Below are 14,229 nucleotides of genomic sequence, written 5' to 3' on the forward strand. Positions count from 1 at the left end.
TACGAGGGCACCGACCGCGAGGTCGTCATCCAGGAATCGGTCTACTCGCGCCACGGCGCCAACCGCCTCTTGAAGTTCGCCTTCGACCTGGCGCAAAGCCGCGCCAAAAAGCACGTGACCCTCGCCACCAAGAGCAACGGCATCGCCATCAGCATGCCCTGGTGGGACGCCCGCGCCGACGACATCGCCAAGGCCTACCCCGAGGTCACCCTGGACAAGCAGCACATCGACATCCTCACCGCGCGCTTCGTGCTGCAGCCCGGGCGCTTCGACGTGGTGGCGGCCACCAACCTGTTCGGCGACATCCTCTCCGACCTGGGGCCCGCCACCACCGGCACCATCGGCCTGGCGCCTTCGGCCAACCTGAACCCCGAGCGCACCTTCCCCAGCCTGTTCGAGCCCGTGCACGGCTCGGCGCCGGACATCTACGGCCAGAACATCGCCAACCCCATCGCCATGATCTGGTCGGGCGCGCTGATGCTGGACTTCTTGACGCAAGGCCAGGGCGCGGGACGGCAGGCGCACGATGCCATCGTGGCGGCGATCGAGGAGGTCATCAAGACCGGGCCGAAGACGCCGGATTTGGGGGGCGCGGCCAACACCACGCAGGTGGGTGAGGCCATCGCGGCACACATCGCACGGGCCTGATCCACGCGCGGCACGCCTTCGACGAGGGCGCTGCCAGCGCCTCTTTCAACGCAGGTCCTGTCCTCCCTGCCAGCCGGGCAGGCGCTTGCCGCGGCAGCGGCAGAGGCGGATGCCGGGGCGCGCATGGACGAGCGCACGCGTGGCCGCTCGGGTCACGCCTTCGCGCCGCATGCCAGGCACGTCAGCGATCCGCTCCCTCGCCATGACCTGCCAGCAGCCCTGGCTTCGGCCCGTGCTCAGCCAAGGGCCAACGGCCCCATCTCCGATCCAGCACATGCGGCCGATGGCACGCGGCCGTGTGCAACCTTGCACAGCCGTACGTCCTGGCGCGTCCAGGCCGCCGGCGCGGGCACGGCTTCGCACGCAACGCAACCTCGCATTCATTCCCTGAGCCCTCCCTGAAACGGTGCCGGGCAGGCACTCCACCGCCACGCGCCTTCGGCACCCGCCCCTTCTCTTGCACCCAGGCGGCGATGGCGGCCCACGCCTACAACGCTATGTGGGTCAGCGAACAGACCGCGTTCCAACCCGCACGCACCATCGCCCGTGCCGTGCAAAAAGGAGAGCGGGCCGATGGAGCATGGGCTCTGGCCACTCCACTGCAGCGCGCGCGCCGGCACTGCGACGTCCCTCCGGGATGCCTGGCTTTTTCCTCCTTCCTCTCTCCCACCCCCGACACCGCAAAGGATCGAGCCATGCAGGACATTCTCATCGTCTCGGGCACGCGCCCCGAGATCATCAAGCTGGCGCCCCTGTACCACGCGCTGCGGGCCCTCAGCTGGGCCCGCGTGCATTGGCTGCACACGGGCCAGCACGACGAAATGGCCATCCAGATGCTGGATTGCTTCACCATCCGGCCGGACATCGTGCTCCACCGCGAAGGCAGCACCCTGCAGGAATTCAGCGCCGGCTGCCGCCGCCAGATCGACGCGGTGCTGCAGGCGAAAGACTACGCGCTGGTCATCGTGCAGGGCGATACCGAATCCGCGTTCATCGGGGCCTTGGCGGGCTTTTACCGTGGCCGGCCGGTGGCCCACGTGGAGGCGGGACTGCGCACCTACAACCTGGCGAGGCCCTTTCCCGAAGAAGGGCTGCGCCAGATGATCAGCCGGCTCGCGCAGTTTCACTTTCCGCCCACCTCGCGCTCACGCACCGCACTGCGGTCGGAGGGCATTCCCGACGAACGCATCCACGTGACGGGCAACACCGTGGTGGATGCGCAGCACTGGACCTGCACCCACCACGGGGTGCGCCGCCGCGCCGCAGGGCGGGGGCACCTGCTGGTCACCTTCCACCGGCGCGAGAGCTGGGGCGAAGGCGTGCGCGGCATCTGCCGCGCCATCGCCGATCTGGCGCGGCAGAACCCCGGGCTGCAGGTGCTGTTTCCGGTGCACAAGAACCCCGTGGTGCGCGAGCCGGTGCAGGCACTGCTGGGCGGCATCGCCAACATCCGGCTGAGCGATCCACTCGATTACATGGACATGCAGCAGGCGCTCGCCGACGCCTGGCTGCTGCTCACGGACTCGGGCGGGCTGCAGGAAGAGGCCCCAACCTTCGGCGTGCCCGTGCTGGTGCTGCGTGACGAAACCGAGCGGCCCGAGGCCGTGCAGGCCGGTTGTGCGCTGCTCATCGGACCGTCCTACGACGCCATCGTCTCGCACGTCACGCGGCTGCTGGACGACCCCCAGGCGCACCGGCGAATGGCGCAGGTGCACAGCCCCTTCGGCGACGGCCAGGCCTGCCAGCGCATCGTCTCCGTGCTGGCGAGCCACCTGGCGCCCGCGGCACCCATGCCCTTGCCCCTGGCGGCCTGACACCATGCATCCGCTCGGACTTCTTCCCGCCTATTCGGCGCAGCCGGTCGCCGCCGTGATGGCCTACCTGCTCATGTTCGTGGTGCTGTTCATGGTGCTGTACGGCATCCGGCACTTTGCGTTCACCATGAGCCGGCTCGTCGGCACACAGCGCCATCCCTATCTGGACATCGCGGTGGCCCAGTGGCCCATGATCACCGTGTTCATTGCCGCGCACAACGAAGAGAAGGTCATCGCCGGCTGCATCGAGGCGCTGCTCAAGACCGACTACCCCGCCGACCGCATGATGATCATTCCGGTGAACGATCGCTCCAGCGATGCGACGGCGCAGATCATCAACGGCTACGACGAACGGTTCCCGTCCCGGCTGGCCCCCTTTCACCGAACCAGCGGCAAGCCGGGCAAGTCGGCGGCGCTCAAGGACGCACTGCGCTTTGCCGAAGGCGACATCGCCATCATCTTCGATGCCGACTACGTACCCGGGCGCGGGCTCCTCAAGCAGCTGGTGGCGCCCTTCTTCGATCCGGAAGTGGGTGCGGTGATGGGCCGCGTGGTGCCCGTCAACAGCGGTGCGAACCTGCTGACCCGCTTGCTGGACCTGGAGCGCTCGGCCGGCTACCAGGTCGACCAGCAGGCGCGCATGAATATGAACCTGATGCCGCAGTACGGCGGCACCGTGGGGGGCGTGCGCATGTCGGCGGTGGAGGCCGTGGGCGGCTGGCACGACGACACGCTGGCCGAGGACACCGACATCACCTTCCGGCTCATGTTCAACGGCTGGAAGACGGTCTACACCAACCGCTCGGAGTGCTACGAGGAAGTGCCCGAGGAATGGCCCGTGCGCATCAAGCAGGTCAAGCGCTGGGCCAAGGGACACAACCAGGTGCTGGCGCGGCACTGGTGGAAGTTCGTCACCAGCCCCTACCTCACGCTGGGCCAGCGCGTGGACGGAATGCTGCTGCTGTTCGTCTTCGTGATCCCGCTCATCATGCTGGCCGGCTGGTGCCTGGCGCTGGGGCTGTACTTCCTCAACGCGGGGTCGCTGCTGTCGCAACTGATCCCCGTGTTCGCGCTGATGGTCTACGGCACGCTGGGCAACTTCGCCGCGTTCTTCGAAATCGTCATCGCGGTGCTGATCGATGGCAACCGCAGGCGCCTGCGGCTGCTGCCATTGAACATGCTGGGCTTCATGGTGAGCCTGTTCGCCATCTCCGGCGCCGTGTGGAGCCTGCTTCTGGACGCTCTCTTCAAGCGCGAGATGGTGTGGGACAAGACGGCGCGTTACCGCAACGAGGTCAAAAATGCCTGAATACCCTTCCATGCTGCTGGCCTTCGCGACGGCCTGCGCCGCACTGTTCTTGCTGCCTTTCGTGCCGGCCATCCGCGAATGGCGCCGCCCGACCGACAGCGCGGCCCTGCTGGTTCCACCCGACCATGCGGCCGACATCGACCACTTTGCCCGGCGGCTGCGCGCCGATGCGCAGGCCCGGCTCGGCCACGGCGAGTCCACGGGGTACGAGTCCTTCGACCTGATCCCGCCCGACGCCGCGCCTGCGGCATGGGCCAGCGCCCGGGCCCGCCTGCTGGCGTGCGGCGATGTGACGACGCCCGCGGCCATCGTCGCGCTGCAGCCCGTGTTCGTGGAAGGCAGCATGCACGTGGGTGCCGGCAGCGCGTTCTCCAGCCTCTATGCCACGCGCGACCTGGAGTTGGGTAACGGCAGCAAGATCGCCGATTGGGCGCATGCCGACGGAGAGCTGCGCCTGGGCCCCGGCAGCACGGCCCTGCGGCGCGTGTCCGCGGGCGCGGCGGTGAAGCTGGCCGCCCCCTGCTGGTTCGAGCGGCTCCATGCGCCCGTGGTGCGGCTGGGAGGCCCGGGCACGGGTCAGCCCTCCACGGCCCCGCCCACCCCCACGCCGCCGGCCCAACAGACGGCCAGCTATGCCACGCTGGCGCAGGCCATCCAGCGGACCCCGCAGCTGTACATGGTGCGGGGTGACTGCACGCTGGCAGAGCACTCCATCTACCGTGGCTCCCTGGTGGTGACGGGGTTCCTCACCATCAGCCCCTTCACCACCGTGGTCGGCGACATCAAGGCGCGCGGCGGCATCACGCTGGGCGAAGGGGCCGTCGTGCACGGCGCCATCACCTGCGAGCAGTCCGTGTACCTGCTGCCCGGCGCGCTCGCGCTCGGGCCGGTGGTGTGCGAAGGCGATGTGATGCTCGGCGCGCGCACCGTGGTCGGGTTGCCCGATGCGTTGACGACCGTGAGCGGGCGTTGCATCGTGGCGGAGGAAGGCGCGGTCGTGCACGGCACGCTCTGGGCCCACGAGATCGGCATGGTGAAGCAGGCATGAACACGCGTCTCTCCCGCGCCCTGCACGCCCTGGCCGCCATCGCGGCCATGGCGTTGTTGCCCCTGCCCTTCGCCCACGCCGCGGGCACCGCCAGCAGGGCGGGCGCGGCCCCGCCGCTGGACCTGCAGGCGTACGGCGGCGACAGCGGCGCCATCACCATCCTGCATGGCGGCGCGGCCAGCGACCCCTACTTCACGCTGCAGGCCCTGCTGCTCGCACACGACAACGGCCTGGACATCCAGGGCCCGGCCGTCCGGTTCGCGGACTGGCTGGTGCCGCAGCAAAAACCCGACGGCACGTTCGACCGCTTCTGCCGCGATGACGGCGGCGGGTGGAAGGCCTGCAAGACCGCCGATGCCGACGACTCGCTGCTGGCGATGTGGCTCAGGCTGCTGCAGGCCATGCCGGCGCACGTGAAAGCCTCGCCCGCCCTGCGCAAGAGCCAGGCCACCAGCCGGGCGGCGCTGGCCCACCTCTACCAGCCCTCGCGTGGGATCTACATGGTGTCGCCGGTGTACCTGCACGGCCTGTTCATGGACAACCTGGAGGTCTGGTCGCTGCGCGTGCGCGAGCCCCTGAGCGCGCCGGGCGCCGAGCCGTCCGAGCGGCTGGCGCAGGCCATCCACGACACGTTCTGGGACCCGGTGAACCGCCGTTTCCTGGTGTCCACGCAGATGGAGCAGCGCGCGCAGCCGGCGGCCTTCTACCCGGACCACGTGGCCCAGCTGTTTCCGCTGATGGTGGGCTTTCCCCTGCTGCCGGACTCGGCCGACGCCCATTACCGCGACTGGATGCGCCGGCACCGAAGCGAGTGGCTGGCCCAGGGCCAGACCGACTACCCGTGGGGAATCATCGCCGTGCTGGCGCTGCGCCGCAACGACCCGGACACCGCCCGCTGCTGGGTGCGCCACAGCGCCCCGCTGCGGCATTCGGCCCGCTGGGCGGTCACCGACGAAGTGTCCTTCCAGATCCTGGCCAGCAAGGGAGTGGACGCCGCCCCTCCCGCGGCCGCCTGCCGCTAGCCGACCCGACCGCCCCATTGGAGCCCCCCGCATGCAACGCCACCCGGCCCTTCCCTTTCTCTGGCTGCTTGCCCTGTGCGCGCCCGCGCCCGGCCTGGCCCAGGCACCCGCCACAGGCCAGGACCTGATCATCCCCGCGCCGCCCGCACCCGTCGAAGAGCGCACCCGCAGCCTGCAGCTCAGCGCGGGGACGCAGCACCTGAGCGGCCCCTACGGCAACTGGCGCGACATGACGCTCACCGGCGGATGGGGCCTGCCCGGCCACGTGCTGCAGGGCGAGTTGTCTTCGCACCGGCGCTTCGGCGTGGGCGGCACCTACCTGGGCGTGGGCGATACATACCGCTTCGACGAAGACTGGTACGGCTCGGCGACCCTCGGCGCTGGCGACGGTGCGTTCTACCTGCCCAAGTACCGCGTGGACGCCACGCTGAACCGCAAATTCCTGGCCGACCGCCGGCTGGTGGGCACCCTGGGCGCTGGCTACTACAGGGCGCCGGACGGGCACTCCGACCGCAGCGTGCTGCTGGGGGCCAGCTACTACTTCGAGGCACCGTGGATCGTCGAGGGCGGCGTGCGCTTCAACGAAAGCGCCCCGGGCAGCGTGAACACGCGCCAGCACTTCGTGGCCCTGACCTGGGGCCGCGCCAAGGCCGACCTGGTGACCGCGCGGGTCGGCTGGGGGGGCGAAGGCTATCTGGCCACGGGCCCGGCCACGCAGCTGGTCAACTTCGACAGCCGCGAGGCCAGCATCGCCTGGCGGCACTGGATCGACCAGAACACCGGCCTGTTGCTGGCCATGAACCGCTACAGCAACCCGCTGTACCGGCGGGTGGGCGCCACCATCGGCCTGTTCCACGATTTCTGAGCGGAGGCGCCATGACACCAACCACCCCCATCCCGGTAGATGCCGCGCATCCGCACGGCCGCGCCTTCGCCGCCACCTTCGAGGCCTTGCGCGAAACCGGCAGGCAGGTGCACAGCCGCCCGCACCGCTCCATGACCCCCCTGAAGGTGACGCCCTTCCTGCTGGTCCAGGCCATCGTGCTGCCCGCGGCGCTGTGCGCGCTGCTGTTGTGGGGGCGGCGCGAGCTGTTCGACTTCTGGCGGGACGTCATCGTGTTCTGGTCGCAGGCCCTGGACATTCCTTTGCAGCGATTGCTGATCGATGGCCGCGTGGGCTCGGACGGCATGGCGCTCACCGCGGGCGCGAGCGACCGCCCCCTGCCCGGCATGGCCGGCATGGCGGCCGCGGCGGCCATGGTGGTGGCGCTGCTCGGGGCCTCGCTGCGGATGCGCAAAGCCAGCCTGCCCCTCAAGTACCCGATGCGCATCATCGGCGTGGTGCAGGCGTTCGCGCTGGCCTACTTCTGGTTCATCCCGCAGCATTTTCCGTACACGATTTCCCGGCACAGCGAAGAGTTGATGTTCATCGGCTACGTGATGATGGTCGCCACGCCGGTGATGCTGGGCGCCGGCTATTACATCCTGAACGAAAGCCTGCTGTCGAAGGTGGGCAACACCCTGGCGATCCTGGCGTTCTTCGCGTTGCTCATCCCCCACCAGGTCATGGCGCAGGCCTTCCTCATGCACCACCTGTCGGTGCTCTACATGCCGGTGCTGTACATCTGCTTCGGCGCGGTGTTCGATGCGCTCGTGTTCGTGGCCCTGTACTCCTGGGCCATGAGCGACGTATCGCCCAACGCCATGCGCTGAGACAGATAAAGGATCAAGGCCGGCGCGCCGCCCGGCCGGGCGCGCGGCCCGCACGAGTGGCCCCGCAACGAACCGCTCAGAGGCTGTGCGAGGGCGGCAACAGCCGGTCGTACTCGCGCTTGACCACGGCGTAGCACTCGCACGAGCGCTGCTCCAGCGCGGGTCGGTCCAGCACCTCGATGCGCCCGCGCGAGTAGCGGATCAGCCCGGCCTTCTGCAGCTTCATGGCCGCTTCCGTCACGCCTTCGCGCCGCACGCCCAGCATGCCCGCGATCAGCTCCTGCGTCATGACGAGCGTGCTGCCCTCCAGCCGGTCCAGGCTGAGCAGCAGCCAGCGGCACAGTTGCTGGTCCAGCATGTGGTGCGATTGCAGACCGCGGTCTGCGACATCTGCGTGATGAGTGCCTGGATGTAGCGCAGCAGCAGCGGCAGGATGGCCGGATTGGCCACGTCGCCGCGGATGCGATCGGCCCGGATGCGAAAGGCCCGGCCGGCGCTCTGCACCACGGCCCGGCTCAGGATCGACCCGCCCCCCATGAAGAGGGAAATGCCCACCACCCCTTCCCGCCCCACGACGGCGATCTCCGCGGAGGAGCCGTCCTCCATCACATACAGCAGCGACACGATGGCGGTGGCCGGAAAGTAGATGTGCCGCACCGCCGCACCGGACTCGTACAGCACCTGCCCCAGCGGAAGCTCCAGCACATCGATGAGGGGCAACCAGCGCTGCAAATCGTCTGCGGCCATCGCATGGAGTATTCCGTTGCTGGAGACGTCGTCAGGTTGCAGTGGCTGCAGTGGCACACGGGACATATTTTTGACTTGTTCGCTGGGATGTGTTTCAAAAAGTATATGGACAACGCGTTAGACGTTATGTGCGGTGGCGCACATAAGGGGCTTTGTTGCGGAAAGGCCCTCGTATGGAATTTGGCACCTACCACGGTTCGTTAAGAGACGTCGATGCTGGCCACTGACAACGCCAGGGATACGGCTTGGCGTACACGACTCCATCGCTACGGCGATCAAGGAAGTGGCAGGACCTGAGCCGACGATGTCGCATTTTGGATGGCCACCATGCGGTCGGCGATGCGATCAGGCGGCTCGAGTTGATTGCAAAATATTGGTCTTGCCGGATGGGTCAGATCGCTCTGGCTCATCTTCATTCTGGGACCACGTTTCGCCAACTTTTTCGGGACATCGGTGAGCGATAAAAATCCAGATTCAACGCAAGTAACTGCACCACTATTAAAAAATTCATATGGAAATCAGCCGCCGCGCACTTATCGCTTCTGCAGCCATCACCCTGACAGGCTGCGCAAACCGCATCGACCGCCAACTCTACTACAAAGAAATTTTCAAATCACTTGCAATATCTCCCAACGGAGACACCCTGGCAATCATTGGCCGCGAATTTGATTATATCTTCAAGCCACCCGCAAACCTCATTGCAGCGATTAAATCAAATCTACATTCACAACTCTCCGCCAGCTTCAACACTTTCGAATTGGATTCAGAAACAGAAATTAAGGGCGAGTGGACACTTCAATTCAACAAAGAAAAAAATCAATCCAAAGAAATTGCCGACACGGCACGCGCTCTTGGTTTCGCCGACACTGGCAATCGTTACGTCTTAAGTGGCAGCATCAAAGGTACGCGTTTTTTAAAAAACCATGGCACACGTACTGGAGAATTACAAGCAACCAACCAGACCTACGTCGTACAAGTCTCGCCTTCATCCAAATTTCAATCGAGCAGAAATCTAACATCGTCGCCCATCTCACAAGGCGGGGATGGGGCCTTGATTATCGGCTTCATCATACTATTACCACTCATTTTAATAATCAATCCATGCATCACCTGCAGGTAAAAATTCCATCACACCCCTTATCTTAAAAATAGATATTTTTAAATATTTCCTCTATCCAATTTTCAACCAGGTTAATAGCCATCGCCGCCTCTGGGTCACAAAGAGCGATTTACTCTCTCCTCCCCACCTCCCTCAAACACCCCACCAACGCCTGCGTCACCGGCGTCCCTTCCACTCCCCGCATCCGGATCAGCCCCACCGGCGGCAACTCGATCTCCACCGGCACCTTCACCACCGCCAGCATTCCCTGCTCCGCGAAATGCCGCGCCACCGTGCGCGCCATGAAGGCCACGGCGCCGCGCTGGTGCAAGAAGGTGATCTGCGACAGGAACGACGCCGACTCCACGATGTCGGCCGGCGGGTGCAGGTCGTGCGCGAAGAACTGCTGCTCCAGCTTCACCCGCAGCGAGGCCCAGGGCGGGGGCAGCACGCAGGGCTGCGCGGCGATGTCGGCCCAGCGGGGCTTGCGTTTCGTGGCCAGGGGATGCCCCGGTCGCACGACGGCGACCATGGGGTCGTCGTAGAGGGCCTCGGTTTCCAGGTCGGGCGAGGCGTAGCCCGGCTCCAGGCGACCGACGAACAGGTCCAGCTCGCCCAGGCGCAGCTTCGGCAGCAGGCGCGTCAGGTCGCCCTCTTCGATCAGCACGGTGGTGTGGCGGGACCGGGCCTTGAGCTTTTCCACCGCCTGCGCCAGCAGCACGGGCGTGGCGGCCACCATGGCGCCCACGCTGGTGCGGCCGCGCGCGCCGCTGGCCTCGGCGGCGATCTCGTCGCGGGTGCGGTCGTAGCCGGCCAGCACGGACCGCGCGAAGCGCACCACGCTCGCACCGGCCGCGGTGGGCTCGGTGCCGCGCGTGGAGCGGTCGAACAGCGGCAGGCCGAACATGCGCTCGACCTCGGCCAGGGTCTTGGAGACGGCGGGCTGGGTGACGGAGAGGAAATCCGCCGCGCGGCCGACGTGGCGAAACTGGTCCAGCGCCACGAGCATCTGCAGGTGCCGCAGCTTGAGGTTGGAGCGTAAAACGCGGTCGATCTGGCTCATGGGGCGTGGGCGTGGAAGGTGGTTGAAGGAAAGAACAGGACAGGAAAGGAAGCCGCAGGTGGGCGATGCAGCACGTGCACCGGGGCACAGGCCGGCACGGGCTGGCCGCCGCCCCGGTCAGCGGTGCAGCACGAACTGCCCGGAGAACTGCACCGCATCGTCCTCGCTGCCCTCGGCCCGGACGCGGGTGTGCAGCGCCAGCCGCGCGCGGCCGCGGCGCTGGTACGTGGTGATGAAGGTGCGCCACAAGGCCGGGTCGGGCGCTTCGCAGATCGCCACCGCGGCTCCGCGCACGGGCAGCGGGTAGCGGATGTGGCTCTCCTGGATCACGATGTGGCCGCCTTCGATGCCCGCCTCCCGCAGGCGCAGGTGCAGCCAGCCCCAGCCGGCCAGCACGGCGCCGCAATACAGGCTGCCGCCGAACATGGTGCTTTTGTGGTTGACGTTGGGCTCCAACGGCAAATGCAGGTGCAGCGCGTGGCCCTCCCAGCGCAGCACGGTCAGGCCCATGTCGCGGGTGAGCGGGATGTCGTGGTGCAGCACCTGCTGCAAGGCCTCGGTCGGCTCGGTGGTCATCGGTGCGTCCTTTCAACGAGGGGAAGGTGCCGTTCGTCTTCATAACCTGCAGGCTATGAAGCGAGTCTGCTAATTCATTGGAAAGCAATGATTGTCTGCCCAAGAATCCGGCCTGTGCTTTCCCGATAAAAAACAGACTGGAGACATCGATGAATTCTTCCCGCCCCCTGCAGCGGCGCCAGTTCGTGCTGGGCGCCGCCAGCGCAGCCGCGCTGGCCGCCACGTCCACCCTCCTTCCCTCCCGCGCCCTGGCCAACGGCTATCCCGAGCGCCCGATCACCTTCATCTGCCCCTGGCCGGCCGGCGGCACGGCCGACCAGTCGATGCGCACGCTGTGCACGGTGGCCGGCCGCATCCTGGGCCAGGCGGTGGCGGTGGAAAACCGCGCCGGAGCCTCCGGCATGATCGGCTCGAAGGCCCTGGCCTCCGCCCGGCCGGACGGCTACACGATCGGGCAGATCCCGATCTCGGTCACGCGGTTCTCGCAACTGGGCACCCTGCAGGCCGATCCGCGCAAGGACTTCACCTACCTGGCGCGCACCTCGGGCCAGACCTTCGGCATCGCGGTGCCGGCCGATTCGCGGTTCAAGACGCTGCAGGACTTCGTGCAGCACGCCAAGGCGAACCCCGGCCAGGTGACCTATGCGCACGCGGGGGTGGGCGGTGCCACGCACGTGGGCATGGAAGAATTCGCCAGCGTGGCGGGCATCCGCCTGAACCACGTGCCGTTCAAGGGCGGCGCCGAGGCGCTGCAGGGCGTGCTGGGCGGCCATGTGGATGCGCTGGCCGATTCCAGCTCGTGGGCGCCGCATGTCGAGGCCGGCAAGCTGCGCCTGCTGGCCACCTGGGGCGAGCAGCGCACCGCGCGCTTCAAGGACACGCCCACGCTGCGCGAGCTGGGCTACGACGTGGTGGTGGATGCGCCCAACGGCATCGGCGCGCCCAAGGGCCTGGACCCGGCCATTGCGGCAAAGCTGCGCGAAGCCTTCCGCCAGGCCGTGGCGAGCCCCGAGTTCAAGGCCGTGGCCGACCGGCTCGATGCGCCGCTGCTCTACCTGGACGGCCCCGATTACGAAAAATACGTGAACACGGTCTACGCCAAGGAGACCGTGCTGATCGACAAGCTCAAGCTGCGCGAGCTGATGAAAAGCTGATGCCGAGCGAACGGGCGGCGGCATCGCAGCCGCCGCGCCGCCCCACCCCGCGAGAGAGCGCCCCTTCCGAAGCGCCCCCACCCGAAAGCCCCACCGATGAACGCCATTGCGCCGCTCCCCGCCCCCACCGACAGTCCGCTGCTGCACCTGCACCCCAACGACAACGTGCTGGTGGCCAAGTCGGCGCTGGCGATCGGGCAGGCCATTGCCGAACTGGGCGTGCGCACGCGCGCCCAGGTGCCGGCGGGCCACAAGATCGCCGCGCGGCGCATCGCGCAGGGCGAGCAGGTGAAGAAGTACGACACGGTGATCGGCGTGGCCACGCGCGACCTGGAGCCGGGCGACTACGTGCACAGCCACAACATCGAGCTGGTCGATTACTACCGCGACCCGGCCTTCGGCGCGGACGTGCGGCCGGTGGACTATGTGCCGCAAGCCGAGCGCGCCACGTTCCAGGGCTTCGTGCGCGAGGACGGCAGCGTGGGCACGCGCAACTTCATCGGCATCCTGTCGTCGGTGAACTGCTCGGCCACGGTCATCAAGCAGATCGCCGCGCACTTCACGCCCGAGCGGATGAAGGCGTTCCCGCACGTCGATGGCGTGGTGGCGTTCGCGCAGACGAGTGGCTGCGGCATGTCGTCGCCCAGCGAGCATTTCGACGTGCTGCGCCGCACGATCGCCGGCTATGCGCGCCACCCCAATCTGGCGGGCGTGCTGATCGTGGGCCTGGGCTGCGAGCGCAACCAGGTCGATGGGCTGGTGGATTCGCAAGGATTGCAGCGCGGGCGCCTGATGCGCACGCTGGTGATGCAGGAGGTGGGCGGCACGCGCGCCACCATCGCCGCGGGCGTGGAGGCGATCGAGGCGATGCTGCCCGCCGCCAACGCCGCGCGGCGCAGCACGGTGAGCGCCAGCCACCTCAAGATCGGGCTGGAGTGCGGCGGCTCGGACGGGTTCTCGGGCATCACGGCCAATCCGGCGCTGGGCGCGGCGATGGACGTGCTGGTGCGCCACGGCGGCACGGCCATCCTGTCGGAAACGCCGGAGATCCATGGCGTGGAGTTCATGCTCACGCGCCGGGCGATCACGCCCGAGGTGGGGCAAAAATTGCTGGACCGCCTGGCCTGGTGGGAGCGCTACGCGGCCGGGCAGAACGCGCAGTTCAACGGCGTGGTGGGCCACGGCAACCAGGCCGGGGGGCTGGCGAACATCTTCGAAAAGTCGCTCGGCTCGGCGATGAAGGGCGGCACCACGCCGCTGCGCGCGGTGTACGAATACGCCGAGCGCATCGACGAGAGCGGCTTCGTCTTCATGGATTCGCCGGGCTACGACCCGGTGGCGGCCACGGGGCAGATCGCCAGCGGCGCGCAGCTGATCTGCTTTACCACCGGGCGCGGCTCGATGTTCGGCAGCAAGCCGGCGCCGACGATCAAGCTGGCCAGCAACACGGCCATGTACCAGCGGCTGGAGGAAGACATGGACATCAACTGCGGCGTGATCCTGGACGGCGAACTGACGGTGCCCGAGATGGGCCAGCGAATCTTCGAGCAGATCCTGCGGCACGCGAGCGGCGGCGCCACCAAGAGCGAGCTGCTGGGCCTGGGCGACCACGAGTTCGTGCCGTGGCACCTGGGCATCGTGAGCTGATCCTGGCTGAACCGGGCCAGGCACCATCACTACAAAATTGATAGCAAGATGCCCTAGTGTCATTTGCACTGGAGCCCGATTTCATTCCAACCCCATTCCGTCCCTCCCATGCCCCTGACCCTGCCCCTGACTCTCCACCGCCCCGACCTGATCCGCAGCGCCAACTTCATCGCAGGGCACTGGCACCCCGGCCCCGGCGCGCGGCTGCCCGTGACCGACCCGGCCACCGGCACCGTGATCACCGAGGTGCCCGACTCCGGCGCCCCCGAGGCCCGGGCCGCGCTGGAGGCCGCCCATGCCGCTTTTCCTTCCTGGCGCCAGGTGCCGGCCAAGCAGCGCGCGGCCATCATCAAGCGCTGGAACGATCGGGTGCTGGCCCACCAGGACGA

General features: G+C 67.5%; 13 protein-coding genes and 1 pseudogene. 11 read left to right on the top strand and 3 right to left on the bottom strand.

The features are described from left to right. The 7 genes from AC27KI_RS11500 to AC27KI_RS11530 form a co-directional block, all read left to right on the top strand. A partial coding sequence (locus tag AC27KI_RS11500; RefSeq protein ID WP_487113884.1) for an isocitrate/isopropylmalate family dehydrogenase occupies positions 1 to 648 on the top strand: 648 nt, incomplete at its 5' end. 695 nt (positions 649 to 1,343) lie between these two features. Continuing rightward, entirely contained in the window at positions 1,344 to 2,462 is a 1,119-nt protein-coding gene (gene wecB, locus AC27KI_RS11505) for a non-hydrolyzing UDP-N-acetylglucosamine 2-epimerase (RefSeq protein WP_487113886.1), read from the top strand. 4 nt (positions 2,463 to 2,466) lie between these two features. Next, on the top strand, positions 2,467 to 3,771 hold the full coding sequence (locus AC27KI_RS11510; RefSeq protein ID WP_284431536.1) for a glycosyltransferase family 2 protein: 1,305 nt from the start codon (positions 2,467 to 2,469) through the stop codon (positions 3,769 to 3,771). Then, the gene (locus tag AC27KI_RS11515; RefSeq protein ID WP_487113888.1) at positions 3,764 to 4,819 is read left to right on the top strand and encodes a bactofilin family protein; all 1,056 of its coding nucleotides are present in this window, start codon (positions 3,764 to 3,766) and stop codon (positions 4,817 to 4,819) included. Before AC27KI_RS11510 ends, AC27KI_RS11515 begins: the two co-directional genes overlap by 8 nt. Then, on the top strand, positions 4,816 to 5,841 hold the full coding sequence (locus AC27KI_RS11520) for a hypothetical protein (RefSeq protein ID WP_487113890.1): 1,026 nt from the start codon (positions 4,816 to 4,818) through the stop codon (positions 5,839 to 5,841). The genes AC27KI_RS11515 and AC27KI_RS11520 overlap by 4 nt, the downstream gene beginning before the upstream one ends. A gap of 31 nt (positions 5,842 to 5,872) precedes the next feature. Continuing rightward, positions 5,873 to 6,706 (top strand): YaiO family outer membrane beta-barrel protein, encoded by an 834-nt coding sequence (locus AC27KI_RS11525; RefSeq protein ID WP_487113892.1) that lies wholly within the window; start codon positions 5,873 to 5,875, stop codon positions 6,704 to 6,706. Positions 6,707 to 6,717: 11 nt separating this feature from the next. Then, positions 6,718 to 7,554 carry a hypothetical protein gene (locus AC27KI_RS11530; RefSeq protein ID WP_487113894.1) on the top strand — a complete coding sequence of 279 codons (837 nt, stop codon included), beginning with the start codon at positions 6,718 to 6,720 and terminating at the stop codon, positions 7,552 to 7,554. A gap of 76 nt (positions 7,555 to 7,630) precedes the next feature. Here the strand turns inward: AC27KI_RS11530 and AC27KI_RS11535 are convergent. After that, a pseudogene (locus AC27KI_RS11535) lies at positions 7,631 to 8,301 on the bottom strand (Crp/Fnr family transcriptional regulator). Between the two features lie 511 nt (positions 8,302 to 8,812). Between AC27KI_RS11535 and AC27KI_RS11540 the strand changes: the two are divergent. Then, positions 8,813 to 9,421 carry a hypothetical protein gene (locus tag AC27KI_RS11540; protein WP_487113896.1) on the top strand — a complete coding sequence of 203 codons (609 nt, stop codon included), beginning with the start codon at positions 8,813 to 8,815 and terminating at the stop codon, positions 9,419 to 9,421. A gap of 109 nt (positions 9,422 to 9,530) precedes the next feature. On the opposite strand, the gene AC27KI_RS11545 is transcribed toward AC27KI_RS11540, so the two are convergent. Beyond that, positions 9,531 to 10,463: a LysR substrate-binding domain-containing protein gene (locus tag AC27KI_RS11545; protein WP_487113898.1), complete on the bottom strand. Its 933-nt coding sequence runs from the start codon at positions 10,461 to 10,463 to the stop codon at positions 9,531 to 9,533. A 117-nt stretch (positions 10,464 to 10,580) separates the two neighbouring features. Continuing rightward, the gene (locus AC27KI_RS11550) at positions 10,581 to 11,039 is read right to left on the bottom strand and encodes a thioesterase domain-containing protein (protein WP_487113900.1); all 459 of its coding nucleotides are present in this window, start codon (positions 11,037 to 11,039) and stop codon (positions 10,581 to 10,583) included. Positions 11,040 to 11,188: 149 nt separating this feature from the next. On the opposite strand from AC27KI_RS11550, the gene AC27KI_RS11555 reads away from it, so the two are divergent. From AC27KI_RS11555 to AC27KI_RS11565, 3 genes are all read left to right on the top strand, one after another. Next, positions 11,189 to 12,193: a tripartite tricarboxylate transporter substrate binding protein gene (locus tag AC27KI_RS11555; protein ID WP_487113902.1), complete on the top strand. Its 1,005-nt coding sequence runs from the start codon at positions 11,189 to 11,191 to the stop codon at positions 12,191 to 12,193. A gap of 96 nt (positions 12,194 to 12,289) precedes the next feature. Next, positions 12,290 to 13,840: a UxaA family hydrolase gene (locus AC27KI_RS11560; protein WP_284411691.1), complete on the top strand. Its 1,551-nt coding sequence runs from the start codon at positions 12,290 to 12,292 to the stop codon at positions 13,838 to 13,840. A gap of 120 nt (positions 13,841 to 13,960) precedes the next feature. Next, positions 13,961 to 14,229, top strand: a 269-nt coding sequence (locus AC27KI_RS11565) for an aldehyde dehydrogenase family protein (RefSeq protein WP_487113904.1), incomplete at its 3' end; no start/stop codon positions are given.

The sequence above is a fragment of the Acidovorax sp. KPB24-03 genome, assembly GCF_057546605.1.